This is a genomic window from Williamsia sp. R60, from assembly GCF_054063855.1.
Window position 1 is genome coordinate 1,275,206 of the sequence record NZ_JBSSGR010000001.1, and the last position, 24,547, is coordinate 1,299,752.

A 24,547-nucleotide genomic window follows, 5' to 3' on the forward strand; every position below is an offset into this window, starting at 1 on the left:
TTTCAGTATGCCGTGACGGAGCCGGATGTCAGCGCCGCCTTTGCGTCGGTCAGCGCCTTGGTGGCGGCCGGGTCTTGCGAGCAGAGGATGAAGTCGCTGCCACCCTTGTCTGTTGTCAGACCGAACGGAACTTGTGCAGCCTCCCAGGAGCCGTCGAGCGTTGAAGAGACGGCGTATTCGATCTCGGTCCCGATGTCGGTGCGGACAAAACCTGCGTATACCGGGTTTGCGCAATCTCCGGGAATCGGTCCGCCGACCATACGATTGCCCGAGTCGCGTGCAGCTTGTTCGATGCCTTGTTTGCCGAGGTTGACGATCTGACCGAGGATGTTGGCACCTCCCGCGTAGGCGGTGCCCGCAGCCTGTTTGGCTTTGGCGGGATCGTTGAAGTCGCCGACATATTGGGGGCTGAGAACCTTGACATCGGGTCGGACAAACGTAGCCCCGTTCGAGAACGCCTTGGCCGCATTGACGATGGCCGGTAGCTCGACGCCTCCGACGAATCCGACCGTTCCGGTGGCCGATGAAGCCGCTGCCACTGCGCCGGAAAGGAATTCGGCTTCGGCCTGCTGCGGATCGTAGTAGGCGAGATTGTCCATCGGTTCGGCGTCGGAAGGTCCACCGATTTCGACGAACTTCACGTCTGGGAACTGCGGGGCGATCTTACGCACGTCGGCGTCGGTCTGGCCGCCGACCGAGATGACCAATTCGTTCTCAGATGCGAAGCGCTGCAATGCCTGCTGGTAGTCGGCTGGTGCGACTTGCTCGACATAACTGAGGTCAACCTGGTCACCGAGTGCCTTCTCGACCCTCTGGTATCCGAGGTAGCCCGACTCCATGAACCCGGTGTCGGTGACCGAGCCGGGGAAGAAGACTCCGACGGACAGGCTCCCGTCGTTGGCGTCGGCGCCCGAAGTGCCGCACCCTGACATTCCTACCGCAATGGCTCCGGCCGCGAGCAGCGCCACTGGTACGCGGACGGTTGTGGATCGAAATCTCATCGTGTCTCCTGATCGTCGGCCGCTGTGTTTTAGCGGTATACCGTTACGAGAAGAGTGGGGGCTGAGTGTTTCCATCCGATTACGAGCCGGTTAGTTATTGGTATACCGCTAAGTGGGTCTGGCTAGACTCGGCTGAACGAGGCGAAATCCGCGAGAGGACTTGGTGTTCATGCCTGCGGTAGAAGAGCTGACGGGTTCGGCAAACGATCGAAAGTCTTTGCGCCAGCACGCGTATGAGGAGATTCGGCGCCAGATCGTAGATCTGCGGCTGGCGCCGGGGTCGAGGCTGGTGGAGCGCGATCTCGCCGCAGAACTTGATGTCTCGCGTATCCCGCTGCGCGAGGCGTTGCAGTTGCTGCAGCAGGACGGACTGGTGGTTTTGGTGCCGAGACAAGGTGCAATCGTCTCGCCCTTCAGCGAGAACGATGTCCGAGATCTGTTCGACGTGCGCGAGAGTCTCGAAGTCCTTGCCGCCCGGCTTGCTGCCGAGCGCGCCGACGAGGAAGGTCTCGCCCGGTTGTCGGAGCAACTCGAAGCCGCTCGTGCCGCGACGCTGAAGCGGGACCGCCCAGCGATCGCAGCGGCCAATGCCAAGTTCCACCAAATGATCGTCGACCTGTCCGCGAACCCTCTGCTGGAGTCGCTGCTGCGCCCTCTGGAGGCGCGCACGCAGTGGCTCTTTCATCTGACAAAAGACCGGGATCCGGGCCGCCAATGCCACGAGCACGAGGAAATTCTTGCCGCCATCGCGGCCCACGACGCCGACCGTGCGGCCGAATCAGCCTTCCATCACGTTCATTCGGGTCGGCAAGCAAGTCTTGCCATGGCCGCCGAGTGGTCGGGCGGGTCGATCGATCCGGTGGAGGCCACGAAGGGACGTCGGCGTGCGAGATCTGAACCGACTTGAGCGGTAGGTGCTACACGCCGCCTGTCGGAGACCGCGACAGGGTTCCGGCTAAACGCTGAATCGCTGTGCGTGCAGGGCCCGCATCTCGTCGACCAGAGCATCAGCCGGTCCGTCTACCGGAACTTGGGGCGCAACGGTGTTGATTGGCAGCCCGGCGACCGGTGAGGGCGGAGCATTCCATTCCGCGAGCCACTCCGACAATTGAGACGACGACACCGCATAGGCGATTCGGCCCAGCCCGACCCACGCGTGCGCCGCGGCGCACATCGGGCAATGCTCTCCGGAGGTGTATACCGTGGCCGCGGCCCGCGCGGCCGGCTCCATGTTCTCCACTGCCCACAACGCGATCGTCAGCTCGGGATGCCTGGTGTTGTCGCCGTCTTTGACGCGGTTGCGGTCTTCGAAAAGTGTTCGGCCGTCTGCGCTCACGAGCACCGAACCGAAGGGTTCATCGCCGGCCGCCAGCGCTTCGCGTGCCAGATCCACGCATCGCCGTAGGTGCTGTACATCGTCGTTCGTTATGCCCACAGGTGCGAGCGTACGACACCCTGGCTCGGTGAGCAGGTGTGTCCACGGTGGGGGTGCTGAACGGACCCGCGATTGCCGCAGGCCTGTTTCGAATCGCCACAATGGTAAAACTGAATTGTTCAATCGGCTTTGTCGGCGAAGATCAATTTGAGTCGCTGACTAATTCGTTCGCAGAACCAATTCAACCCGCTTAGTAAGGGTTCGCAATTGAATCCCTCGACGTGGTCGGGTCGGGCGATGTTCGAGGGCGAGACGAACGAACCCGACGGCTACACCCCCACGCTGCGGCTCCGGAAAGCTACGGCAAGGTGACCCCGCGGAGTCTTGCGGACCGCACACCGGCCTGGTGCCGCACGCAAGACAGCCCGCTGGTCTGCGGCTCACCAGCCAGGGGCAACGTTGCAGGAAGGCTGTCGTGGTGGGACGATCAGGGTGGGAACAGGCCGTGAATCGGATTCGACATTGTTCGAACAGGCTTTGAAATCCGACGGTTTTGATCGTCAGAATCATAAACTATGATCGTGACGATCAATTCGAAATTACTTCTAAAAGAACAGTTTCCCAATTCGGGATAGTGGGCCATACTTTCGACGTGTTCTTATGGATAGGCGTCGCCGTAGCCGCTTGGGTATTGATCTCGATCTTTGTCGCCATCGTGATGGCGCGCGTGATCAGTCACGCAGATCTCGAAGCCGAGGCCGCAGACCTTCGCGCTCTGCAGTCTGCGGGTCGGCCAAAGGAAACCGCGGGAAGCGCGTGATGGCGCTTCCCGTTTCCTCGACGTAGTAGCCCTCAGCTCGATTCTTCGAGGGACTCAGGCGTGGCGATCGGGTTTCCGCCGAGTTCTTCTTCTGCCCGGCGTTCGGTGAGAAGTGGGACGAAGTCGCGGATCGGTTGGCCATCGAACTTCCGGTACGCGTCCTCGACGACCTCGGCGACAGCTTCCGTCGGCACATCCGCGTGCTTGTCCGCCAGTTTGTCGGCGATCTGCTCGATCTGCTGCTGCTCTTGATCCTCGGGGTTCATACCTTTGACCGTACGGCGCGCACGTCGGACCCTCTAGTTTGTTCACGGGCTGTTGGCCCTACCGCCATCCGCTATTCGAGCGCACTGTGACGCGTCCGGCGATCAGGCTCCGAGCTTGGCGATCCGGTCGTCGAGGAGCGCGGCGATGGATGTCAGCTCCTCGTCGTTGACGTGCGCGACGTCGTGAGTCTCGCGCAATTCGCGCGCGGTGGCGACCACCAGCGCCGACTCATCCTTCTCCGCGCTGGCGCCGTCGATGACCGACAGCTGACCCATCTCCAAGATCAGATGCGCATCCTCGAACGAACTCTCGAGAAGTTCCCGGACGTGTGTTTCCGACACCATCGGTTGTCCTTTCATAGCTACGACCATGATCTGACTCGATCCGGCAGATACCCGTTGATCGCCGAGGGCAAACTCCGCGCCATGGCCGGCCACAGCAACATCTCAGCGCTGACAAGAGCAGGCGGGGGGAAAGCAGGAACAACTCGAAAAGCCACAGACGGGCGGTGTGTGTAACGAACTGGTGGCTCACCGATATAGGTGGGTGAATGGCTCGGACCGGTGGGGAAGTCGCTGGTAGCAGCGCTTTTCATTACCCTTCCGAAAGGTTTTCATTCTCATGACGCAACAGTTCTCCATGCCCGATAACTGGGATCGGCCAACCGGCGGGTCTCCATATGGGCAGCCACCGAAGAAGAAGCGGAAATGGCCGTGGATTGTTGCTGCTGTCTTCGCACTCCTCATGATCGTCGGCCTCGTGGCTCCTTCGGAGGAGCAGTCTGATGAAAAACCGAAAACTGTGGCCGAAGCGTCGACACCTGCGGTGACGTCACCGCCGAAGACAACATCGACAACCACCACCGCGACCACGACCACGACGACCGCGGCACCGCCGACCCGAATAGTGACCTCAGTGGTGACCTCCATCGTGGAGGTTCCGGTCACCCGAGGCATTCCGGACACGAACGCTGCGACTCAGGCGCCACTGCCTGTCATGCCGCGGACGTCGACACCGGTGTACGTGCCCGTTGCACCCGATAGCAACGCCGGAGCGGTCTATTACGAGAACTGCACAGCGGTGAAAGCGGCAGGTGCTGCTCCGATCATGCAGGGAGAAGCCGGCTATCGGCCCGCCCTCGACCGCGATGGCGACGGGGTGGCGTGCGAGACATAGCCGCTCAGCGCCGCCACTGGTAACGGATCTTGGGTCGACCGGCATTGCCGTAGTCCGCGTGGCGAGAGAGGGTTCCCTCGTCGGCCAGGCGTTCGAGATAACGCCAGGCCGTCACCCGCGACACGCCGACCTCGTTGGCGGCCTCGGCGGCGGTGAGACCTTCGGGACTGTCGCGGATCCGGCGGGCTATCTCGTCGGTGGTGCCGGGTGCCGCGCCTTTCGGGGCCGTGGATTTGTCTGTGGTGCCCCGCAATTCGGCGATCGCCCGGTCGACCTCGATCTGGCTGGCCGCGTCGGTGCCCGCGGGCAACGCCTGTCGATAACGCTGGTACCGCTCGAGGCGGTCGCGGAAAGCGGCGAACGTGAACGGTTTGAGCAGGTACGCCAGCGCCCCGTGGGCCACGGCGGCTCGCACCATCTCCAGATCTCGTTCGGACGTGATGGCGATGATGTCCGGAGCCGGGCGTAACCCTGACAGTGCTGATGCCAGGTCGATCCCGCTGGCGTCGGGCAGTCCCAGATCGAGGAGTACGAGGTCGATGGGTGTTGTCGTTGTCGCGGCCTCTGCGGCCGATCGCATGGCGTCCTGCGCCGTATGCACCACGGCGACAACGGAAAAGCCGTCGATCCGGCCCAGATACGTGCGGTGGGCTTCGGCGATCAGCGGTTCGTCTTCGACGACGAGAACGTTGATCATGCCGGCGGGCCGAAGGTGACGGTGACAACCGAGCCGTACGTCACCTCGGCAGCGAGGGTCCCTTCGTGGCGATCGACAACCTGGGACACGAGCGCCAAACCCAGTCCGCGCCTGCCCGCTTCGCCACCGGACTTGGTGGAGTATCCGCGTTGCCTCGCTTTGCTGAATTCCTCGGCGTCCATGCCCGGGCCACTGTCGGCGACCTGGATCAGCAGATGTTCGCCATCTTGCCGTACGGTCACCTCCACCCAGGGGTCGGACCGGTCGCATGCATCCAAGGCGTTGTCGACAAGGTTGCCCACCACGGTGACGAGTTCTTGGCCCGACAACACAGCGTGCTCGTTGTCCGAGGGAATCACGGTGTCGTCGGTGATCGTCAACTCGATACCTCGTTCATCGGCCTGAGCGCTCTTGCCCAGCAACAGGGCGGCCAGTGCGGGTTCACCGACCGATTCGGACAGCCGGTCGACCAACTTCTGCGACAACTCCAATTCGGTGGTGGCGAAGCGGACGGCCTCGTCGCCGCGTCCCATCTCCACCAGCGTCACGATGGTGTGCAGGCGGTTCGCCGATTCGTGAGCCTGCGATCGCAGCGACTCGGTGAACACCTTCATCGAGTCGAGTTCGCCCAGGGCGCCCTGCAATTCGGTCCGATCACGAATGGTGACCACCTCGGTCTCCGGAGACCGATTGCCGGGGACGCGAGACCTGTTGACCACCAGTACCCGGTCACCCGTCACGTGGACTTCATCGCGTGCGCCGGGGGAGTACGACCGGAGAAATGCGGGCAGGTTCTCTTTGTCCACCTCGCCTGAGGACAGTGCCAGCAGGCGCCGGGCTTCGTCATTGGCCAGGGCCACGCCGTGTCGATCCAGCACGATCAATCCTTCCGACACCGAGTGAAGGATGGCGTCGTGATGTTCATACATCACCTGCAGTTCGGTGGGAGCCAACCCATGTGTCTGCCGCAGCAGGCGACGGCGAATCGCCCAGATCCCGACGAGGGACACGAGTAACGCGCCGGCGGCGATCAGCAGGATCTGCGGCAACTGCTGCTGCCAGCGCGAGAACAGCGTCTGCTGGGTGATCCCGGCCGACACCAGTCCGACGACCTCGCCGGACGACGAGCGCACCGGCGCGACAGCGCGGATCGACGGACCGAGAGTGCCGGTGTAGACCTCGGTGAAGGTGCGGCCCTGCAACGCAGGCTCGATGGTCCCGATGTACGGCCGGCCGATGAGTTCGGGATTCGTGTGGGTGAATCGTGTCCGGTCGGGCGCCATGATCGTGATGAACGCGATCTGGGTATCTGCCCGAACCCGTTCGGTCACCGGTTGCAGCACCGCTGTCGCGCTTCCGGATTCGATGGCCGCTGCGGTCGCCGGAGATTCGGCCAGCGCGCTGGCGATGCCGGTGACCTGCAACCGCGCCGCGGCGTCACCGTCGCGTCTCGCGTCGACGATCGCCAGCGCGCTGCCGCCCAGGACCATCACCGCGATCACGACCAGCTGCAGCACAAACGTTTGGCCGGCAAGTGAACGGGGCACCAACCTGGCCATGAAACCTCTCCGTCGGTTGAACGTAATGAACTAAATAGTGACCTGGCTCACCCCCGTAGAACACCATCCTTGCAGACCCATTCTTGTCACCAGTCAGAAGGAAGTTCGATCATGACAACCACACACGATCGTCAGGCCGACGGGGACGCTGCCGTTCCGAAACGACGCGATCGAACGCACTGGCTGTACATCGCGGTGATCGTGGCCGTCATCGCCGGTGTCCTGGTCGGCATCCTGGCTCCCGGGGTCGGCAAAGACCTCGGAGTCCTCGGCACGATGTTCGTCAGCCTGATCAAGATGATGATCAGCCCGGTCATCTTCTGCACCATCGTCCTCGGCATCGGGTCGGTGCGCGCAGCCGCCACCGTCGGAAAGGTAGGCGGCCTCGCCTTCGCCTACTTCCTGGGTATGTCGACGGTCGCGCTGGCGATCGGACTCGTGGTCGGCAACCTGCTCAAGCCCGGTGATGGCCTCACCCTCGACCCCTCGGCGATGGGAAAGGGCACCGAACTCGCCGACAAGGCCCACGAATCGGGCGGCACGCTGGACTTCATCCAGTCGATCATCCCGACGTCGATGCTCTCGGCGCTGACCGAAGGCAGTGTGCTGCAGACCCTGTTCATCGCACTGCTGGTCGGCTTCGCCATCCAGAGTCTGGGCAAGTCGGGCCAATCCGCACTGCGAGCCATCGAGACGCTGCAGAAGATCGTGTTCAAGGTGCTCGCCATGGTGCTGTGGCTCGCCCCGATCGGCGCTTTCGGCGCGATCGCGAACGTCGTCGGCCAAACCGGTTGGAGTGCGGTCACCGAACTGCTGACGTTGATGCTCGGCTTCTATGTCACCTGCGTCATCTTCGTCTTCGGGATCCTCGGCCTGCTGCTCCGCTTTGTCGCAGGCGTCTCGATCTTCAAGTTGGTGCGCTACCTCGCCCGTGAATATCTCCTGATCTTCGCCACCTCGTCGTCGGAGTCGGCGTTGCCGCGGCTGATCGCGAAGATGGAGCACCTCGGTGTCGAGCGCACCACTGTCGGAGTTGTTGTCCCGACCGGCTATTCGTTCAACCTCGACGGCACGGCGATCTACCTGACCATGGCCTCGCTGTTCGTGGCCGATGCCATGGGTCAGCCGCTCTCGCTCGGGGAGCAGATCTCGCTGCTGGTCTTCATGATCGTTGCCTCCAAGGGGGCGGCCGGCGTCAGCGGCGCGGGCCTGGCCACGCTTGCCGGCGGTCTGCAGAGCCACCGTCCCGAACTCCTCGACGGCGTCGGGATCATCGTCGGAATCGACCGGTTCATGTCCGAAGCGCGTGCGGTGACCAACTTCTCCGGCAACGCCGTGGCAACCATGCTGGTCGGTTCCTGGACCAAGACGATCGACAAGGATCAGGTCGACAGCGTGCTGCGCGGTGACGATCCGTTCGACGAGCTGACGATGGTCGACGACGGCCACGACAGCTGGGACAAAGACGACGACTCGGGCACGAAGGTGGACACCACGAAGAAGCCGGTGACTGCCTGAGTTTTACTTCTGGCAATGCTGTGCCGCGGACCGCTGGTCCGCGGCACAGCTGTTTTCATGCGGTGACCGTCGACAGTTTGCTGAAATGGGCAAATCGAACAGCCCCGCGGGGTCACACCCGTCGGGAGGGCGTTCGCGACGTGAGGGGACCAGGTGGCCACAGAGGTCGACGATGGCGCGCACAGCCCTGCGATCTCACAGCAGGACCGGTGGATCCATCTGACCGAGTGGCCGCTGGCCATCGCCGGGATCGTGTTCGTGCTCTGCTACGCCGTCGAAGTACTCGCCCAACCGGGTGGAACGGCGGAGGACCTCCTCGAGGCGGTCATCTTCATCACCTGGGCCGGCTTTGTCATCGACTATCTCGTACGGCTCGGTCTCGCGGGTGAGCGACTCCGCTGGTTCGTCCGGCACCTACCCGAACTGCTGATCGTCGCGTTACCCGTCTTGCGCCCGCTACGTCTGCTGCGTCTGCTCGCGGTACTTGCCGTACTCCATCGCGTTGCCGGTCAGGCAATCCGCGGGCGGGTGCTGGCGTACACGGTCGTTGCCTGCCTGATGCTGATCTTCGTCGCGTCGCTGGCAATCCTCGACACCGAGCGGGGTAGCGACGACGCCACCATCCGCAACTTCGAAGACGCGTTGTGGTGGTCCATCACCACGGTCACCACCATCGGCTACGGCGACTACGCGCCGACCACGCTCACCGGGAGGATGATCGCGGTCGGTCTGATGATCGGTGGCATCAGCCTGATCGGCGTCGTCACTGCCAGCATCGCCACCTGGATCGTCGAACGCGTCAACGAGACCGACGAAGCCAATCTCGCGGCCACCAAGCGTCAGATCGACGCGCTGCACGACGAGGTCCGCGACCTGCGGGCCGACATCGCTCGGCTCACATCACAGCCGCACCCGGGATCGACGACCGATGGTGCGGTCGTCGGCTCGGGCGACGCCGAACATCGGCCGTGACCCGCGCGGAGAAGCAGCTGGTCGTAGCGCGTATCGGCGGATCGGCGACCGTCGAAGCAATGAAAAGCGGTAGGCCAGTCGCTAGGCTACGAAGAGTCGGCCTGTAGCCCCCGGGTCGACAGACCGATCGAACAGCAAGCCCTGGAGGCGCGCATGGCAGACGAACGGTTCAACACGACAACGGATTCCGGTGCTCCGGTCACCAGCGATGAGCACTCGCTGACAGTGGGCGCCGGTGGTCCCATCGTTTTGCACGATCACTACTTGATCGAGCAGATGGCCCAGTTCAACCGCGAGCGAGTGCCCGAAAGGCAGCCCCACGCGAAGGGCAGTGGCGCGTTCGGATCGTTCGAGGTCACCGCTGATGTGTCCGAATACACCTGCGCAGCGGTCTTCCAGCCGGGCACCGTCACCGAGATGGCCGCGAGATTCTCCACCGTGGCGGGCGAGCGTGGAAGCCCCGATACCTGGCGGGACCCCCGCGGTTTCGCGCTCAAGTTCTACACCAGCGAGGGTGTCTACGACATGGTCGGCAACAACACGCCGGTCTTCTTCATCAAGGACCCGCTGAAGTTCCAGCACTTCATTCGGTCACAAAAACGGCGCGCGGACAACAACTTACGCGACCACGACATGCAATGGGACTTCTGGACGCTGTCCCCGGAGTCGGCGCACCAGGTCACCTGGCTGATGGGTGACCGCGGGATTCCGCGGACCTGGCGGCACATGAACGGTTACAGCTCCCACACCTATCTCTGGGTGAACAGCTCCGGTGCCAAGCACTGGGTGAAGTACCACTTCAAGACGGACCAGGGCATCGAGACGTTCACCCAGGACGAGGCCGACCAGATGGCCTCCGCCGACACCGACTACCACACCCGTGATCTGTACGAGGCCATCGACGGTGGCGACTTCCCGACGTGGACCATGAAGGTGCAGCTGATGCCGTTCGACGACGCAACGTCGTATCGGTTCAATCCCTTCGATCTGACCAAGGTCTGGCCGCACGACGACTATCCGCTGATCGAGGTCGGCCGGATGAAGCTCGACCGGAACCCCACCGACCATCACACCGAGATCGAGCAGGCCGCATTCGAGCCCAACAACCTCGTCCCCGGGATCGGGTTGAGTCCGGACCGCATGTTGCTGGCGCGCTCGTTTGCCTACGCGGATGCACACCGATACCGAATCGGCGTGAACTACAAGCAGATTCCGGTCAACGCCTCGAAGTATCCGGTGCACAGTTACTCCAAGGACGGCGCGATGCGGGTCACCAACGTGTCCGATCCCGTGTACGCGCCCAACTCCAAAGGCGGTCCTGCCGCGCGTAACGACTTCCAGGGTGAGCCGGGCTGGGCGGCCGATGGTGACATCGTGCGCACCGCATACGTCGACCACCCACAGGACGACGACTTCGGTCAGGCGGGCACGCTCATCCGAGAGGTGATGGATCAGGATGCCCGAGATCGTCTGGTGGACAACGTTGTCGGTCATCTGCTGAACGGAGTGGAGGAGCCGGTGCTCAGCCGGGCCTTCGATTACTGGCAGCGCATCGACCCCGGTGTCGGCAAGGCGATCCGGGACGGTGTGGAGTCCAAGGCCGGGGAGTCCGATCCCAAGGCCGCGGACCAGGGCAATCCGGCTCGCGCCGGCATGCAGCAGAAGGCGTAGGGCATGGCAGAGATCGACCACGGGAAACTCGCGGTCCTGTTCGACATCGACGGTACCCTCGTGGACTCGGTGTATGCCCACGTCGCGGCCTGGCATGAGGCGCTGGCCGAGGTTGATCTCACGGTTCCCCACTGGGAGATCCACCGCCGCATCGGGATGGATGGGTCGCTCCTGGTTGACGAACTCCTGGATATCGCGGGGGTGGGCGCGGACGCACCGGGGAGGTCGGATCTGGCTGATGCGGCGTCGAGCAAACACACCGAGGCCTATCTCCGTCGGTCCGATTCGTTGACCATCTTGCCCGGTGGGCGCGACGTCGTCAGACGGGCCAAGGAGCTCGGATACGTTGTGGTCCTTGCGACCTCGGCGCCGCAACAGGAACTGGAGATCCTGCGTGATCTGCTCGAGGTCGAGGACCACATCGATGCGGTGACCTCCGGGGAAGACGTGGAGACCGCCAAACCCGACGCGACCGTCGTGAAGATCGCGGTGGAGCGCGCCGGGGTGAGTGCCTCGAACGCGGTCATGGTCGGCGATGCCACCTGGGATGCCATCGCGGCGACAAAGGTGGGTGTTCGTTCGGTGGCCGTGCTGACCGGCGGCATCGGCGGTGATGCCCTCCGGGGTGCCGGCGCCAAGCGGGTGTTCCAGGACGCGCGCCATCTCGCGGACGACCTCGCCAAGACCGTCGATGGGTTGTGCGCCTCGCCCGGAAGCCGGCGTTAGGCGTTGCGGTAACGCTCGGCGACCCGAAGGTGGTACTCGGCGAGCGACACGCATTCGTCGCGCAGTTCGGTGGGCGACAGAACTGTGAAATCGGCGTCGAACGCGTACAGCCACCGTGCGATCGACGCGACAGACTGGCCGTAGAGCTGTACCTCGCAGCTGTCGGTGTCGCCGGATTCCACCACGCCCCACTCGGCGTCGACCATGTCGGCGACCTTTTCGACGGGACTGTGGATCTGCACCCGCGCGTTGGCCTGGCGGTACACGGACCCCAGGCTGCGCGCGATGAATGCCGCGGCGCCGCCTTCGGGCAGTGACCGAGGTGAAAAGCGCGGGCCCGTCGGGATTTTCGGGGTGAGCCGGTCTAGGCGAAACGAACGCCAGTCGTCGCGGCCGAGGTCCCATGCGAGCAGGTACCACCGCGCGCCGCTGCGAACCAGGCGGTAGGGCTCCACTTCACGCCTGCTCTCTGCTCCGTCACGGGCTTTGTAGTCGAACCGGAGTCGCTCGTGCCGGTGACAGACCGCCGCGACATCGGCGAGAACGCCGGCATCCACCGCCACCCGGGTTCGGTTGGGGGTGGCGTCGACCTGCAGCGAATCGAGCCGGTGCCGAAGCCGCGACGGCATCACCTGACGCAACTTGGACATCGCGCGCACCGATGCCTCATCGAGGCCGGTGACCGAGTTGGCTGCGCCGGCGCCCAGACTCAGTGCCACCGCCAGCACCTCGTGATCGTCGAGGAGCAGCGGTGGCATCTCGGCTCCGGCGCCGAGTTGGTACCCGCCGCCGACACCCACGCTGGCGTCCACCGGATACCCCAGTTCGCGTAGCCGGTCGATGTCGCGGCGCACGGTGCGGGTGGTGATGCCGAGCCGTGCCGCCAGGTCTGCTCCCGACCAGTCCTTACGGGTCTGAAGCAGGCTCAGGAGCCGGAGTAGTCGCGCTGAGGTATCCAACATGTTTTCGACAATGCCAGATATTGCGGACCGTTACTGTCCGCAATGGGTAATAGGTTCTCCTCATCGCAGTTCGCGACTCATTCCGGGAGGACAACAGAGATGACTCAGACACACGACATGCCGGCCATCGAGATGGTGGGCCTGACCAAGACCTTCAAGCAGGGCAAGAGCACCGTCGAAGCAGTCAAGGGCATCGATCTGGCGGTGAAGGAGGGGGAACTCGTCGCATTCCTCGGGCCCAACGGGGCGGGTAAGTCCACCACGCTGCGGATGATCACCACGCTGTTGCGGCCCACGTCCGGCGCGGCGTGGCTGGCCGGCCACAACATCGCCGACGAGCCCGATGCGGTCCGGCGCAAGATCGGCTACGTGGGCCAGGGCAACGGTGGCGGCAACAACCAGCGCGTGCGTGAAGAACTCATCACCCAGGGTCTGTGCTACGGATTCGGCAAAGCCGAGAGTTCGCTTCGCGCAGACGAATTGATCGCGGCCCTCGACCTCACGGGGATGGAGAACCGAAAGGTGAGCACTCTCTCGGGAGGTCAGCGTCGTCGACTCGACATCGCGCTCGGCATCGTGCACCGGCCTCCGGTGATCTTCCTCGATGAACCGACCACGGGCATGGATCCCCAGAGCCGGGCCAACCTGTGGACACACATCCAGCGGTTGCGCGCGGAGACCGGTGCCACGATCGTGCTGACCACGCACTACCTCGACGAGGCCGACGCGATGGCCGAGCGAGTGGTCGTCATCGACAAGGGCACGGTCATCGCCGACGACTCCGCGGCGGCGCTCAAAGACACTCTTGCCGGCGACAGCGTCAGCCTCACCGCCGACTCCTCCGACGGTGCCGCAGAACTGGCCCGGATCGCCACCTCGATCGATGCGGTACGCAGCGCCGAGGTGACCGGCGAGTCCGTCGAACTGCAGGTTGTCGGCGCCGACAAGGTGCTGCCCCAGGTGATCACCGCAGCTGCGGCCAGGGCTGTTGCGGTACGTAGTGCATCTTCGACGCGTCCGACCCTCGACGACGTCTTCCTGTCACTCACCGGACGAAGCCTGCGCGAAACCGCAGCCGTCTGAACACCTTTCCCTCAAACCCTTTGCCAAGTCTTCAGGAGAAACCGATGACAACATCAATCATCCGCGACAGTTCCATCGTTCTTACCCGTGAATTGCGGCCGACGGTCCGGGATCCGTTCACCGTGATCTTCAGCCTCGTGCAGCCGCTGATCCTGCTTGCCCTGTTCGGCCCGCTTCTGAAAGATGTTCCGGGTGCCGGTGATTCGGGCAATGTGTGGAACTGGTTCATTCCGGGTGTGCTGGCGATGATCGCGATCTTCGGCACGTCGATGACCGGCTCCAACCTGATGGACGAGATCCACTCGGGCAGTCATGAGCGGATGCTCGTCACGCCGTTGAGCCGCAGCTCGTTGCTGATCGGACGCGCGTTGAAAGAAATGGTGCCGCTCGCAGCGCAGGCCGTGATCATCTTGCTGGTCGGTCTGCCGTTGGGCTTCGACATCAACCTCGGGGGAGCGGCCATCGGAATCCTCATCCTCGGTGTGTTCGGCGTCGGACTCGGAGCCCTGTCGTACACGCTGGCTCTTGCTGTGCGCGAACAGGACTGGGTGTTCTGGACGGTACAGCAGACGCTGATGTTCCCGATGCTGATCCTGTCGGGCACCATGCTCCCGCTCGATGACGCGCCGGGATGGATGAAGGTGTTGGTGAACATCAATCCGTTGCACTACGTGGTGGAAGCAGAGCGCGCGCTGTTCGTCGGCGACTTCGACACCAAGACAGTGCTATCCGGTGTGATCGCGGCTCTCATCGTGGCCGTCGGCGGAATTGCCGCAGGTGTGCGGGCGATCAGTGCGGCGTCGCGCAGCTGAGCCCATCACGAGATGTGGCCTTGTCACGCACTCCTCGGCGGAGTGCGTGACAAGGCCAGATTGCGGTTCGCATCCTCTAGGGCAGGATGGCTGCGGTCTTGGCGGCCCGCATCCAATCAGGGAATTCCGAGAGCAGACGCTGGTACAGATCGTCATCGGACACCTGATCGATGTCGTCGAGAGCAAAGAAGCCGGCGTTGTCCACGACGCGGCCCTCCATGTCGTCGAGTCGTTCGAGGACTCCGTAGTTGGCCCGGCCGATCCCGACGAACTGCCAGAACACCGGAGCGCTCGACGCGGCACGCATCAGCTCGCTGATCGGTCCCTTTTTCCGGAAACCGCCGTCGGTGAAGAACAGGACAAGCACCGGCCGCCCGGGGACAACCGTGTTCAGGATCTCGTTCATGATCGGCAGTTCATCGTTCGACGCTCCGATCGCGTCGTAGTCGATGCCCCCGTGAACACCCGACAAGTGGAGGAACTCCTCGGTCCACGACTCGACGTTCGTCACACTGATGTCGGGGACACGCGCAAAACCACGGGCATACATGTACGGCTCCAACTGGCCGTCGTCGTCGATCTGGGTGGCCACCGCCAGCATCCGTTCGACCACGCGGTGCACCACCCGGCCTGAGTATTGCCTGGACATACTCCCGGTCTTGTCGATGACAAGAATCACCCGGGCTCGGACGCCGGTCGCGTTCTTGCTGAGCAGCACCTTGTGCACCTCACGCTTGCGCATGTCGAGGCGCTGGCGCTTGTCGAGGGATAGTTTCTCCTCGCCCGCAACAGATCTCACCGCCGGGACCTCGGGGGCGGGCGATGTGGCCGCGGGTTCGTCATCGACCTCCACACCGTGTTCCCGAACCAGATCCGCGAAGCCGCGATCCCATCCGGCGCTGACATTGCGGATCTTCCACTCACCGCCCCGCCGATAGATCTCGCCCAACACCGCGGCACGTTCGGTACTCAACCCGGCTGCGGGTAGCTCGATCTGGACTCCGGTCCCGCTCGCAGTGGCCGCCAGAGCGGGTAGCGCCGACAGGGGAGACGAGTACCCCTCGTCGCAGGCAACCGCAACGGCAACGGTGTGGACGTCGGCTGGCACCCTCGCGAGGTCGACCGTCAGGGTGGTGCCACCCGACAGCACAACCGCGCCGTCGGCCGACTGCGGCTGGTTGAAGAAGATGAAATCCGAATCGGTTCGCGTCTTGTGGTTGTCGCCGAGAAGAAACGCCATCACGTCAACTGTGCCGAGCGACGCTCCGGTGACCGCGACAGTGAGAACGCCGGAAGAGATGAGTGTGTTTGCGCCTCGCGACAGGGTGACCATGGCGCTCAGTATCGACGATGGTGCGCCGAACACGCATCTGATGTCGACCCATCAGCCGATCCGATCCGAGGTCATGCAGCAGGCAGGCCCGCCAGGGGCTGCACGGTCTTGGCGATGCCGTAGCCGGCACTCCACGGGTAGAGCCCTGCCGAATCCGGCCAGACCAGTTGCCACGCCGACACACTGCCGTAGACGCGGTTCGCGACGCGCAGGTCCGATGTGGTCAGTGCTTCGATGGCCACCAGGTCCAGGTCGTTGTCGAAAAAACCCGACAGGCGTTCACCGGCGGTGAGGCTGCCTCCAGCTCGTGCGATCCGGTGCCCGACAGTGTTGAGGATGGATCCGGCGATGCCCGGTTCGAGTCCGTAGATGATCAGCTCGGGGTGTGCCAGCGAGGTCAGCCCGGTGGTGTAGGCGAGCGACGGGAATCCGACCTGGACGGCCGCCCGTACCGCGGTGACCGTCCAATAGCGTTTGGCAATCGCGCGGTGGGCGAAATCGACCGGATCGGATTGCTGACGCATGGCGTCCTCCTTGGCTGTCTGGCTGGTGCAGATCGTTGTGCCGGGAGGTTAACGTCGGCCTCTGACAAGTCGGCCTTCTGACGGAGGGTTGCGTTCGAGTGCGCTCGAAGACCTAGCGTCGCCACCATGACAAAGAACTGGATCATCACCGGCGCATCCTCGGGTCTCGGACGGGCCCTCACCGAAGCGGCGTTGGCAGCAGGGGACTACGTGGTGGCCGCGATGCGACGACCCGAGCGGATCGCCGATCTGCTCACCACCTACCCCGACGCGCTGCTGGCGGTTCGCCACGACGTGCGCGACACCGCGTCTGCGGCCCACCTCGTCGCCGGCGCCGTGGAGCGCTTCGGTGCCATCGACGTATTGGTCAACAACGGTGGAGTCGGGCAGATCGGGGCAGCCGAGGAGATCGACGACCGGCAATTGCGAGACATGCTCGACCAGCACCTGTTCGGTCCTGCGGCCCTGGTACGGGCGGTACTGCCCGGTATGCGAGAGCAGGGCAAAGGAACAATCGTTCAGATCAGCAGCCAAGGCGGACGCGTGTCATTCCCGGGTGCCGGGTCCTACTCCGCGGGTAAGTTCGCGCTCGAAGGGTGGTCTGAAGCGTTGGCCGGCGAGGTGGAACCATTTGGCATCAGAGTTCTCATCGTCGAGCCGAGCCGCTTCCGAACCGGTTTCAACGCACCCGACGTACTCAAACGCGCAACGCCATCGAAGACCTATGGCCCTCTGCTGGCCGCGGTGCGCGCCGACATGCTGGCCGTGGACGGAAAGCAGGAGGGCGATCCTGCTCGCGCGGCGAACATCATCCGGTCGTTGGTCGACGCCGAGAGTGCCCCGTTGCGGGTCCCACTCGGACGTGAAGCGGTACGTCGGCTCGCCACCGCCCACCGACGTGGTCTCGAGGAACTCGACAAGATCGCCGCACTGTCCGAGAGCGCAGACTTTCCGGGCGCCCCGGAATCGGTTCGACCGGTCTAGCGTTGGATCATGGCGACCCGAGATCTGATGAGTCGAGCGCTCGAGGCGCTGCAGGGCGGCGACGAATCGATGACCGTCGAGGTGGTCCACGGCCTGGTCGACACCGGCGACGTGGACGGCCCGCTGGGCATCGCCGACGTGGCCGACCTGCTCGGCGTGTCTGCGCACACACTTCGCTACTACGAGCGAGCCGGCCTGGTCACGGTGCCACGAGATCTTGCCGGCCGGCGTGCCTACGATGGCGCCGCCGTTCGGCGGCTGGTCTTCGTCTCCCGAATGCGCTTGTCGGGCATGCCGATGCGGGATCTGCAGCACTATGTGGAATTGGCCGACCAAGGGGAGCGGACGGTTGCCGAGCGCCTCGAGATCATGGTGGAGCAACGCAACACGATCACCCGGCGCATCCGCGAACTGGAGCTGTCGCTGGCGGCCACCGAGTACAAGATCGCGACCTACGGTGGCAACATCGGGCCGTGATCACACCCTTGTGCTGCCGGCGGGGTCACCCGGCCTGATCGTGCAGAACGCGACCACCCGTGGCGAAGGAACGAACCTTCGGGTCGAGCCAGATGTGCGCCGGAACGCCGCCGCCGAGGAGTGTCCGGGCAACCGCGGGTGACTCGCCGAGCGGGGTGTCGGCGGCAGCGATCACGATGTTGCCGTAACGACGGCCCTTGAGCATCGCAGGGTCGGCGATGATCGCGAGGTGCTCGAACAAGGTGCCCAAGGTGGCAGCCTCTGATCGGGCGAGTGAAAGGTCGCGGGTGTCACCACAATTGACCATGTAGACACCGCCAGGGGCCAGCACCCGACGAACCTGAGCGGTGAACTCGGCGGTGGTCAGCGCCGGTGGGGTGACGGCGGCGGAGAACACGTCACGAATTATCAGATCCCGGCTGTTGTCGGTGAGTGATTCGGTGACCTCGCGGGCGTCACCCACCCGCAGTCGGAGCAGGGGAGCACGAGGCAGATCGAACCATTCCCGCACCAATCGAGCCAGTGTGTCGTCGATGTCGACCGCGACCTGCCGGGCCTGCGGATAGTTCGCAGCCAGATGGCGAGCCATCGAGCACGCGCCGGCGCCGAGGTGAAGAACGCGCAGTCGGCTCGAGGCCGGCCAGCGGTCAGCGATGAGCGCGGCCATCCACTGCATGTACTCGAAGTCGAGCTGGGTGGGGTCGGAGAGGTTGATGTGAGAACTCTGCACGCCGTTGACGTTCAGTATCCAACCGTCGGTGAGGTGGTCACGAATTAGCTCGCAGCTGCCGGTGTCGATCGGGTACACGCCGGGCTGCGGCCCGCCGGAATCGTTGCGAGCCTTGGGTTGTCGCGATGCGCGGCCCATCAGAGGTCAGTACACATCTCGCAGATACCGCTTTTCCCGCTTGAGGGTGTTGACGTAGTCCTCCGCGGTCTCGGCATCGAACCCGCCGTGCTCGGCGACCAAGTCATGAAGAGCGGAATCCACATCTTTCGCCATCTGCGATGCGTCGCCGCACACGTAGAAGTGGGCACCGTCCTCCAGCCAGGTGAACAGGTCGGCGCCGTTCTCCCGCATCCGGTCCTGCACATAGACCTTCTGCTCCTGATCCCGTGAGAACGCCAGATCAAGCCGGTCGAGGACGCCGTCGCGGCGGAATTGCACGATCTCGTCTTCGTACATGAAGTCCGTTGCCCGGAACTGGTCCCCGAAAAAGAGCCAGCTGCGTCCCCGAGCGCCCCTGGCCTTGCGTTCGTAGAGGAAGGAGCGGAACGGGGCAAGGCCTGTACCCGGGCCCACCATGATCACCGGTACCGAGTCGTCGTCGGGCAGGCGGAACGAGCGGTTCTTCGACAAGAAGACACCGGCCGTGTCGCCCGCCTTGAGCCGGTCGGCGAGGTAGGTCGAGCACTGCCCTCGGCGGTCGCGCTGCGCCGAGCGATACCGAACCGCGGACACGGTCAGATGGACCATGCCCTTGTGTGTCAGTGGGCTCGACGAGATCGAGTACACCCGATGGGTGAGCGGTCTGAGGAGTTCGAGCAGCTCGGTCGCGGATATCTCGAGCGCGGGTTCGAGGTCGAGCAGGTCGAGGACGTCCTTGCCCCACAACCAACCTTCAAGGGCCTCTCGTTCCTCGGTGGACAGAACGTGATCGAGTTCGGCATCGCGCGACCGTTCGGCCATGAAGTCGATCAGGTCACGGGTGGGCAGAGAGATCTCGTACTCGTGTGTCAATGCGTCCACCAGGGTGAACTCGCCGGCGCGGGTGGTGATCACTTGATGCGGATCTGCTCCGATCCTGGTGATCAACGCCGACACCAGGTGCGGGTCGTTGACCGGCCGGATGCCGAGGCCGTCGCCCGCTTCGTAGTCGATGTCGCTGTCGCCGAGATCGAAGACCACATGACGGACGTCTTTGGCCGAGTCCGACCCGCGCAGTGGTCGATTGGCGACAAGCGTGGCGGCATAGGGGTTCTTGCGGGTCCACGGCGACCTTTTCGGCTTGGCCGGGCGGTCTGCGATCTCCTCGGCGCCGGGTATCTCTGGGGCCGACACCCCGCTGTCGAGCTCGGCGAGTGCCGCTCGGGCGGCGGCCAGAACTGCGTCGCGGTCCGCCGCGCCGGCGCCATCCGTCGTCGAGCCGGCGTCGAAACCGGCCAGGAAACCCGACAACCACAATCGCTGGTCGCCGGTATGTTCAAGGTCGTCTGGCAGGTTGGTAGTTCTCATTAGCTCACCATTGTTCGTGATGTCGGAACCAGTGCCCCGGGTGGGCCGGGCACCGCTGCGTCGTTGAAGCGGCACCAAGCAGGAATGAGGGTACCCTCACTTGCTCTCGTGGCTGGGCGCGCCTCACCAAGTCCTAGGATGAGCACACCATGGTGACTGCTGGCTGGGACCGCGCCCTCGGGCTGACCGCGGGATATCTCCTCGACCGCATCTTCGGCGACCCGACGCGCTATCACCCCGTGGCCGGCATGGGTATCGCAGCGGGAAGGCTCGAGAGCGTCCTGTATCGCGACTCACGTTGGGCCGGAACCATGTTCACCGTCACGTGCGTGGGAGTGGTCACCGGTGCGGGCATGATGGGCCGCCGCACCGGGGTGCTGCCGACGGCGCTGATCACCTGGGCGACCTTGGGCGGTACCTCCCTGACGTCGGTGGGCGAGCGTCTGGCCGACTCGCTGGCGTCCGACGACCTCGAGGGCGCCCGCGCGTTGATACCCAGTCTGTGCGGCCGTGACCCGAACAGTCTCGACGCAGACGGGATGGCCCGCGCCGCGCTCGAATCCGTCGCCGAGAACACCTCGGATGCAACAGTGGGTCCGCTGGTCTGGGGAGCGATCGCCGGGATCCCGGGACTGCTGGCGTACCGGATGATCAACACGCTCGATGCGATGGTCGGATATCGCAACAGCAGGTATTCCAACTTCGGCTGGGCAAGCGCTCGACTCGACGACGCGGCGAACTTCCTGCCTGCCCGCCTGACCGCACTCCTGGTGGTGGCTCTCGGCGACGACCGGGCGGGGGCGGCCACAGCGGTGCGTCGGGACGCATCAGCACACCCCAGTCCCAATGCGGGTGTGGTCGAGGCCTCGTTTGCGGGAGCACTCGGCGTGGAGCTGGGTGGTGTCACGGTCTACCGGCACCGAACCGAGACCCGCCCGACGTTGGGCGACGGTCGGGCTCCCACCGGCCGCGACCTGTACCGGGCCGCGGCGTTGTCCCGGCGGGTGCAGATCGGCGCCTTAGCGACCGTAGCGGTCGGACAGCTTGTCGTCAGGCGCGCTCGTCGGTCCTGAGCCGATCGGCCCACGCGCCTCCGAATGGACCACTGCGCCGGTGGACGACGCTGCCAGTGCCTCCCGCGTCCGGCGGCCCCGCTCGCGTGGCTTCTTGGGTATCGGGGCACCGGTCTTCGCAGCTTTCCGCTGCTTGACCTCCGACCACACGAAGTAGCCCAGCCCCAACGGCGCCATGACGCCGAAGGCAAGCCATTGCAACCCATAGGAGAGGTACGGGCCTGAGTCGAGCTGGGGGAGATCGATCACGCCGAGTCCGCCGGGCTGGTCGCCGGTCAGCTGGAGATATCCGGCGGCCAGAGGCACGTCGACGGCACGGCCGAGGACCACCGGGTCGATGGAATAGACCTGTGTGGCGCCGGCCTCGGTACGCGGCTCACGCCCCGGACTGGTTCCCTCCGCCGCACGGATGCGGGCGACCAGCGTGACCTGCTCGGACGGCGGCGGGGTGATCGGAGGCAAGGCCGTGCCCTGGACAGGCTTCACGTATCCGCGGTTGACCAGGTAGGTGTCGCCGGAGTCGGCCGCGAACGGGGTGAGCACCTCATAGGCGGGCGACCCTTCGATGGAGCGCAGCCGTACCACCGCCTGCTTGTCCGGCAGGTACCTGCCGGTGACCGAGACACGGCTCCATTCGGCGTCCTCGACCGGACGACCATCTTGATAGAGGTCGCCGATCGGAACGGGCTGAGACGACTCCGCTCGTTTGATGAGGTCGTTCTGATGCTCGGTGCGTGAGTTCTTACCCAGCTGCCACGGGGCCAGCACCCAGAAGCACGCGACGGCGAACGCGATCACCACGATGGCAAGCGCGATCCATCCGGGACGCAGGAAGTTTCGCAGGACACGCACATCACCACGGTACCGAGTCCACCCACCAGGTCCGACACGGTGTCGCGTCCGATTCCCGGATCGGCCATGTCCGACGCGGCCGGACCAGCGACTACGCTCAACGCAGTGGGACGGTGCAAAAACTGCGGTCCGCCCGGCGACGGGCCGGCATCACGCCGTCATCATCACCACGAGGGGAGCGTCACCCATGCGCGATCTGGTCTGCCGTAAGTGTGGTCAGCGACTGTCGTTCGAGAACACGTTGTGCCTGAACTGCAAGAGCCCGCTCGGATTCCACATGCCGACGCGCACCATGTACGTCCTCGACGACGAGGCGACCACCGAACTCGACGGGCAAAAGCTGGTGCGATGCACCAACTTCGCGCTCATCTCCTGCAACTGGATCATCCCGGAAGTCGAAGCCGGCGCGAAAACACCTGCAGGCGAACCAAATCCGTCGACTCTGTGCGAGTCATGCCGGCTCACCCGAACGCGGCCCGCCGACACCGACACCACCGCGATGGAGGCGTTCGGGGTTGCCGAGACCAACAAACGCCGGGTGATCCTCGAACTGGACGAATTGGGGCTTCCCATCCGGGGCCGCGACGTGGACCCCGACACGGGCCTCGCGTTCGATCTGCTGTCCAGCGCCGTGAACCCGGTCATCACCGGACATGCCAGCGGGGTGGTGACCCTCGACCTCGCAGAGGGCGACGATGTGCACCGCGAGCAGTTGCGGGTGTCGATGGACGAGCCCTATCGCACCCTGATCGGACACTTCCGTCACGAGATCGGGCACTACTACCAAATGGTCCTGGTCGGCTCAGGTGAACACCGGGAACGGTTCGAGGAACTGTTCGGAGACCCGGACGAGGACTACCAGGCGGCACTCGACCGCCACTACGGCGATGGACCCCCGACGGACTGGCGGCGCAACTTCGTCTCCTCCTACGCCACGATGCACCCCGCCGAGGACTGGGCCGAGACGTTCGCGCACTACCTGCACATCCGCGACACCCTCGACACCGCTGCGGCATTCGCGATGGCGCCGGCAGGAGCCACCCTCGACAGCGTGTTGCTCGGCGATGTGGGTTTCGACCAGATCATCGACCTGTGGCTCCCACTGACCTGGGCGCTCAACCAGATCAACCGATCGATGGGACATCAGGATCTGTACCCGTTTGTGCTCCCGCGACAGGTGTTGTCGAAGATGCGCTTCATCCACGGACTGATCGCGCCGGCCGTGCTCTGACCCCGCGGGGGCCCGGGGTCAGTGGCGTTCGCGCACCCAGGCCAGGAGCCCCGGGACGGCGGCCTCGATCTGCTGACGAACGGTGGCGAAACCGTCGTCCGATCCGTAGTACGGGTCGGCGACATCCGGCCCATCGGCGTCGGGGTCGAAGCTGCGCAGCAGCCGTGCTCGTTCGCCGACACCCTGTTCCTGCAGTGCACGCAGATGCCCGCTGTCCATCGCCAGCAACAAGTCGGCTCCGAGGTGCTCGGGTCCGATCTGGGCTGCGGTGTGGTCGTCGTCGTACCCCGCCGAGGTCAATTCGGTACGGGCCCTGAGGTCGGCGGGATCGCCGACATGCCAGTGGCCCGTACCGCAACTGGTCACCCGGACCTGCTCCGCGAGCCCGGCCTCGTCGAGCGCATGCCGGAAGATGTTCTGCCCCATGGGTGAGCGGCAGATGTTTCCGGTGCAGACGAAGGTGACGTGCAGGCGTTCAGGCATGGAGCAACTCGCGGAGCTGGTCCACCGATTCCACAGCCCACGCCGCGTCGGTGTGTTCGTCGGACACCGCATATCCCCACCGCACGAACACCGCGGGAATGCCGTACTCGGCCGAACCGTGGACGTCATGCGAACGGTCGCCGATCATCACCACCGCGTGATCGGAGACGTCGGTGATCCCCAGGGAGGCCAGCGCGTGCCCGATCACGTCGGATTTGCTGCGCCGTGAGCCGTCGTCGGATGCCCCCGCGATGTACTCGAAGTGCTTGTCGAGCCCGAAGTGCTCGAGGATCCGCCGAGCGGTGGTCTGATTCTTGGAGGTCGCCACCGCGAGCCTGCGACCGGACGCGGACAGGTCGGCGAGGAGTCCGTCCATACCGTCGAACACCGAGTTCTCCAGCCAGCCGACACTGACGTACCGCTCGCGGTACGCCTTCATCGCGGCATCGACGGTTGGTTCATCGAGGTCGAGCCGCCGAAGGCTGTCGATCATGGGTGGCCCCGCGATCCCGGCCACCACCGACTCATCGGGTTGCGGTGCGCCCACGGTGTCGAGGGCATGGCGGAAACTCTTCTCGATGCCTGCGAACGAATCGGTGATGGTGCCGTCGAGGTCGAACAGGAGCACCGTCGACGCGGCGGCCGGGTCGGGCAGATCAGCGGGGTCGGGGAGGCTGGTGTCGATGCGCGAACTCACCAGTCCATCCTGCCCGTA

Annotated in this window: 27 protein-coding genes; 13 read left to right on the plus strand and 14 right to left on the minus strand. The window is 64.5% G+C overall.

Annotated elements, in window-relative coordinates; all coding sequences use genetic code 11:
- Window positions 1–2: 2 nt before the first annotated feature.
- Window positions 3–1,001 (minus strand): BMP family ABC transporter substrate-binding protein, encoded by a 999-nt coding sequence (locus ACVWY6_RS05720; RefSeq protein ID WP_062799637.1) that lies wholly within the window; start codon window positions 999–1,001, stop codon window positions 3–5.
- A 169-nt stretch (window positions 1,002–1,170) separates the two neighbouring features.
- On the opposite strand from ACVWY6_RS05720, the gene ACVWY6_RS05725 reads away from it, so the two are divergent.
- Window positions 1,171–1,908 (plus strand): GntR family transcriptional regulator, encoded by a 738-nt coding sequence (locus ACVWY6_RS05725; RefSeq protein WP_200866332.1) that lies wholly within the window; start codon window positions 1,171–1,173, stop codon window positions 1,906–1,908.
- A 48-nt stretch (window positions 1,909–1,956) separates the two neighbouring features.
- On the opposite strand, the gene ACVWY6_RS05730 is transcribed toward ACVWY6_RS05725, so the two are convergent.
- A complete protein-coding gene (locus ACVWY6_RS05730) occupies window positions 1,957–2,436 on the minus strand; it encodes a nucleoside deaminase (RefSeq protein ID WP_457536602.1) in 480 nt (159 codons plus the stop codon).
- A gap of 592 nt (window positions 2,437–3,028) precedes the next feature.
- On the opposite strand from ACVWY6_RS05730, the gene ACVWY6_RS05735 reads away from it, so the two are divergent.
- On the plus strand, window positions 3,029–3,196 hold the full coding sequence (locus tag ACVWY6_RS05735) for a hypothetical protein (RefSeq protein ID WP_157366799.1): 168 nt from the start codon (window positions 3,029–3,031) through the stop codon (window positions 3,194–3,196).
- A gap of 32 nt (window positions 3,197–3,228) precedes the next feature.
- Here ACVWY6_RS05735 and ACVWY6_RS05740 read toward each other — a convergent pair whose 3' ends face one another.
- Window positions 3,229–3,462, minus strand: a complete 234-nt coding sequence (locus tag ACVWY6_RS05740; RefSeq protein WP_062799633.1) for a three-helix bundle dimerization domain-containing protein — start codon at window positions 3,460–3,462, stop codon at window positions 3,229–3,231.
- Between the two features lie 102 nt (window positions 3,463–3,564).
- Entirely contained in the window at window positions 3,565–3,822 is a 258-nt protein-coding gene (locus ACVWY6_RS05745; protein ID WP_062799631.1) for a hypothetical protein, read from the minus strand.
- A gap of 556 nt (window positions 3,823–4,378) precedes the next feature.
- Here ACVWY6_RS05745 and ACVWY6_RS05750 point away from each other — a divergent pair.
- On the plus strand, window positions 4,379–4,639 hold the full coding sequence (locus tag ACVWY6_RS05750; RefSeq protein ID WP_245968969.1) for an excalibur calcium-binding domain-containing protein: 261 nt from the start codon (window positions 4,379–4,381) through the stop codon (window positions 4,637–4,639).
- Between the two features lie 4 nt (window positions 4,640–4,643).
- Here ACVWY6_RS05750 and ACVWY6_RS05755 read toward each other — a convergent pair whose 3' ends face one another.
- Window positions 4,644–5,336 (minus strand): response regulator, encoded by a 693-nt coding sequence (locus ACVWY6_RS05755; RefSeq protein WP_457536605.1) that lies wholly within the window; start codon window positions 5,334–5,336, stop codon window positions 4,644–4,646.
- Window positions 5,333–6,895 carry a sensor histidine kinase gene (locus tag ACVWY6_RS05760; protein ID WP_457536607.1) on the minus strand — a complete coding sequence of 521 codons (1,563 nt, stop codon included), beginning with the start codon at window positions 6,893–6,895 and terminating at the stop codon, window positions 5,333–5,335. Before ACVWY6_RS05760 ends, ACVWY6_RS05755 begins: the two co-directional genes overlap by 4 nt.
- 111 nt (window positions 6,896–7,006) lie before the next feature.
- Between ACVWY6_RS05760 and ACVWY6_RS05765 the strand changes: the two genes are divergently transcribed.
- From ACVWY6_RS05765 to ACVWY6_RS05780, 4 genes are all read left to right on the plus strand, one after another.
- Window positions 7,007–8,413 (plus strand): cation:dicarboxylate symporter family transporter, encoded by a 1,407-nt coding sequence (locus ACVWY6_RS05765; protein ID WP_116914825.1) that lies wholly within the window; start codon window positions 7,007–7,009, stop codon window positions 8,411–8,413.
- 153 nt (window positions 8,414–8,566) lie between these two features.
- Window positions 8,567–9,385: a potassium channel family protein gene (locus ACVWY6_RS05770; RefSeq protein WP_457536609.1), complete on the plus strand. Its 819-nt coding sequence runs from the start codon at window positions 8,567–8,569 to the stop codon at window positions 9,383–9,385.
- 153 nt (window positions 9,386–9,538) lie between these two features.
- Window positions 9,539–11,056, plus strand: a complete 1,518-nt coding sequence (locus ACVWY6_RS05775) for a catalase (RefSeq protein ID WP_457536611.1) — start codon at window positions 9,539–9,541, stop codon at window positions 11,054–11,056.
- Window positions 11,057–11,059: 3 nt separating this feature from the next.
- Window positions 11,060–11,782, plus strand: a complete 723-nt coding sequence (locus tag ACVWY6_RS05780; protein ID WP_023953857.1) for an HAD family hydrolase — start codon at window positions 11,060–11,062, stop codon at window positions 11,780–11,782.
- On the opposite strand, the gene ACVWY6_RS05785 is transcribed toward ACVWY6_RS05780, so the two are convergent.
- Window positions 11,779–12,744: a helix-turn-helix transcriptional regulator gene (locus tag ACVWY6_RS05785; protein ID WP_062799619.1), complete on the minus strand. Its 966-nt coding sequence runs from the start codon at window positions 12,742–12,744 to the stop codon at window positions 11,779–11,781. The two genes, ACVWY6_RS05780 and ACVWY6_RS05785, sit on opposite strands and share 4 nt — an antisense overlap.
- Window positions 12,745–12,843: 99 nt before the next feature.
- Here ACVWY6_RS05785 and ACVWY6_RS05790 point away from each other — a divergent pair, with 99 nt between their 5' ends.
- On the plus strand, window positions 12,844–13,827 hold the full coding sequence (locus tag ACVWY6_RS05790; protein ID WP_062799616.1) for an ABC transporter ATP-binding protein: 984 nt from the start codon (window positions 12,844–12,846) through the stop codon (window positions 13,825–13,827).
- 44 nt (window positions 13,828–13,871) lie between these two features.
- Entirely contained in the window at window positions 13,872–14,639 is a 768-nt protein-coding gene (locus tag ACVWY6_RS05795) for an ABC transporter permease (RefSeq protein ID WP_023953851.1), read from the plus strand.
- Between the two features lie 76 nt (window positions 14,640–14,715).
- Here the strand turns inward: ACVWY6_RS05795 and ACVWY6_RS05800 are convergent, their stop codons facing one another.
- Both ACVWY6_RS05800 and ACVWY6_RS05805 read right to left on the minus strand, forming a co-directional pair.
- The gene (locus tag ACVWY6_RS05800; protein ID WP_457536613.1) at window positions 14,716–15,972 is read right to left on the minus strand and encodes a VWA domain-containing protein; all 1,257 of its coding nucleotides are present in this window, start codon (window positions 15,970–15,972) and stop codon (window positions 14,716–14,718) included.
- Between the two features lie 71 nt (window positions 15,973–16,043).
- Entirely contained in the window at window positions 16,044–16,496 is a 453-nt protein-coding gene (locus ACVWY6_RS05805; RefSeq protein WP_457536615.1) for a DUF4262 domain-containing protein, read from the minus strand.
- Between the two features lie 126 nt (window positions 16,497–16,622).
- On the opposite strand from ACVWY6_RS05805, the gene ACVWY6_RS05810 reads away from it, so the two are divergent.
- Window positions 16,623–17,480, plus strand: a complete 858-nt coding sequence (locus tag ACVWY6_RS05810) for an SDR family NAD(P)-dependent oxidoreductase (RefSeq protein ID WP_457536617.1) — start codon at window positions 16,623–16,625, stop codon at window positions 17,478–17,480.
- Between the two features lie 9 nt (window positions 17,481–17,489).
- Window positions 17,490–17,957, plus strand: a complete 468-nt coding sequence (locus ACVWY6_RS05815; protein ID WP_457536618.1) for a MerR family transcriptional regulator — start codon at window positions 17,490–17,492, stop codon at window positions 17,955–17,957.
- 25 nt (window positions 17,958–17,982) lie between these two features.
- Here ACVWY6_RS05815 and ACVWY6_RS05820 read toward each other — a convergent pair whose 3' ends face one another.
- Together ACVWY6_RS05820 and ACVWY6_RS05825 are read right to left on the minus strand one after the other, a co-directional pair.
- Window positions 17,983–18,825: a spermidine synthase gene (locus ACVWY6_RS05820; protein WP_457536620.1), complete on the minus strand. Its 843-nt coding sequence runs from the start codon at window positions 18,823–18,825 to the stop codon at window positions 17,983–17,985.
- Window positions 18,826–18,831: 6 nt separating this feature from the next.
- A complete protein-coding gene (locus ACVWY6_RS05825; RefSeq protein ID WP_457536622.1) occupies window positions 18,832–20,193 on the minus strand; it encodes a sulfite reductase subunit alpha in 1,362 nt (453 codons plus the stop codon).
- Window positions 20,194–20,342: 149 nt separating this feature from the next.
- Here ACVWY6_RS05825 and ACVWY6_RS05830 point away from each other — a divergent pair, with 149 nt between their 5' ends.
- Window positions 20,343–21,266, plus strand: coding sequence for a cobalamin biosynthesis protein (locus tag ACVWY6_RS05830; protein ID WP_457536624.1), 924 nt, complete (start codon window positions 20,343–20,345; stop codon window positions 21,264–21,266).
- Here the strand turns inward: ACVWY6_RS05830 and ACVWY6_RS05835 are convergent.
- Window positions 21,213–22,118: an SURF1 family cytochrome oxidase biogenesis protein gene (locus ACVWY6_RS05835; RefSeq protein WP_457536626.1), complete on the minus strand. Its 906-nt coding sequence runs from the start codon at window positions 22,116–22,118 to the stop codon at window positions 21,213–21,215. The two genes, ACVWY6_RS05830 and ACVWY6_RS05835, sit on opposite strands and share 54 nt — an antisense overlap.
- Window positions 22,119–22,305: 187 nt before the next feature.
- Here ACVWY6_RS05835 and ACVWY6_RS05840 point away from each other — a divergent pair, with 187 nt between their 5' ends.
- Window positions 22,306–23,349, plus strand: coding sequence for a zinc-binding metallopeptidase family protein (locus tag ACVWY6_RS05840; protein WP_457536627.1), 1,044 nt, complete (start codon window positions 22,306–22,308; stop codon window positions 23,347–23,349).
- A gap of 18 nt (window positions 23,350–23,367) precedes the next feature.
- On the opposite strand, the gene ACVWY6_RS05845 is transcribed toward ACVWY6_RS05840, so the two are convergent.
- The gene (locus tag ACVWY6_RS05845) at window positions 23,368–23,832 is read right to left on the minus strand and encodes a low molecular weight protein-tyrosine-phosphatase (protein WP_247209434.1); all 465 of its coding nucleotides are present in this window, start codon (window positions 23,830–23,832) and stop codon (window positions 23,368–23,370) included.
- On the minus strand, window positions 23,825–24,529 hold the full coding sequence (locus tag ACVWY6_RS05850) for an HAD-IA family hydrolase (protein WP_457536629.1): 705 nt from the start codon (window positions 24,527–24,529) through the stop codon (window positions 23,825–23,827). The genes ACVWY6_RS05845 and ACVWY6_RS05850 overlap by 8 nt, the downstream gene beginning before the upstream one ends.
- Between the last annotated feature and the right edge of the window lie 18 nt (window positions 24,530–24,547).

What these genes read in the sequence shown, in the direction of transcription:
- ACVWY6_RS05720 (WP_062799637.1), bottom strand. Translation starts at nt 1,001, where the DNA reads ATGAGATTTCGATCCACAACCGTCCGCGTACCAGTGGCGCTGCTCGCG.
- ACVWY6_RS05725 (WP_200866332.1), top strand. Translation starts at nt 1,171, where the DNA reads ATGCCTGCGGTAGAAGAGCTGACGGGTTCGGCAAACGATCGAAAGTCT.
- ACVWY6_RS05740 (WP_062799633.1), bottom strand. Translation starts at nt 3,462, where the DNA reads ATGAACCCCGAGGATCAAGAGCAGCAGCAGATCGAGCAGATCGCCGAC.
- ACVWY6_RS05745 (WP_062799631.1), bottom strand. Translation starts at nt 3,822, where the DNA reads ATGAAAGGACAACCGATGGTGTCGGAAACACACGTCCGGGAACTTCTC.
- ACVWY6_RS05755 (WP_457536605.1), bottom strand. Translation starts at nt 5,336, where the DNA reads ATGATCAACGTTCTCGTCGTCGAAGACGAACCGCTGATCGCCGAAGCC.
- ACVWY6_RS05760 (WP_457536607.1), bottom strand. Translation starts at nt 6,895, where the DNA reads ATGGCCAGGTTGGTGCCCCGTTCACTTGCCGGCCAAACGTTTGTGCTG.
- ACVWY6_RS05765 (WP_116914825.1), top strand. Translation starts at nt 7,007, where the DNA reads ATGACAACCACACACGATCGTCAGGCCGACGGGGACGCTGCCGTTCCG.
- ACVWY6_RS05775 (WP_457536611.1), top strand. Translation starts at nt 9,539, where the DNA reads ATGGCAGACGAACGGTTCAACACGACAACGGATTCCGGTGCTCCGGTC.
- ACVWY6_RS05780 (WP_023953857.1), top strand. Translation starts at nt 11,060, where the DNA reads ATGGCAGAGATCGACCACGGGAAACTCGCGGTCCTGTTCGACATCGAC.
- ACVWY6_RS05785 (WP_062799619.1), bottom strand. Translation starts at nt 12,744, where the DNA reads ATGTTGGATACCTCAGCGCGACTACTCCGGCTCCTGAGCCTGCTTCAG.
- ACVWY6_RS05790 (WP_062799616.1), top strand. Translation starts at nt 12,844, where the DNA reads ATGACTCAGACACACGACATGCCGGCCATCGAGATGGTGGGCCTGACC.
- ACVWY6_RS05795 (WP_023953851.1), top strand. Translation starts at nt 13,872, where the DNA reads ATGACAACATCAATCATCCGCGACAGTTCCATCGTTCTTACCCGTGAA.
- ACVWY6_RS05800 (WP_457536613.1), bottom strand. Translation starts at nt 15,972, where the DNA reads ATGGTCACCCTGTCGCGAGGCGCAAACACACTCATCTCTTCCGGCGTT.
- ACVWY6_RS05805 (WP_457536615.1), bottom strand. Translation starts at nt 16,496, where the DNA reads ATGCGTCAGCAATCCGATCCGGTCGATTTCGCCCACCGCGCGATTGCC.
- ACVWY6_RS05810 (WP_457536617.1), top strand. Translation starts at nt 16,623, where the DNA reads ATGACAAAGAACTGGATCATCACCGGCGCATCCTCGGGTCTCGGACGG.
- ACVWY6_RS05815 (WP_457536618.1), top strand. Translation starts at nt 17,490, where the DNA reads ATGGCGACCCGAGATCTGATGAGTCGAGCGCTCGAGGCGCTGCAGGGC.
- ACVWY6_RS05820 (WP_457536620.1), bottom strand. Translation starts at nt 18,825, where the DNA reads ATGGGCCGCGCATCGCGACAACCCAAGGCTCGCAACGATTCCGGCGGG.
- ACVWY6_RS05825 (WP_457536622.1), bottom strand. Translation starts at nt 20,193, where the DNA reads ATGAGAACTACCAACCTGCCAGACGACCTTGAACATACCGGCGACCAG.
- ACVWY6_RS05830 (WP_457536624.1), top strand. Translation starts at nt 20,343, where the DNA reads ATGGTGACTGCTGGCTGGGACCGCGCCCTCGGGCTGACCGCGGGATAT.
- ACVWY6_RS05840 (WP_457536627.1), top strand. Translation starts at nt 22,306, where the DNA reads ATGCGCGATCTGGTCTGCCGTAAGTGTGGTCAGCGACTGTCGTTCGAG.
- ACVWY6_RS05845 (WP_247209434.1), bottom strand. Translation starts at nt 23,832, where the DNA reads ATGCCTGAACGCCTGCACGTCACCTTCGTCTGCACCGGAAACATCTGC.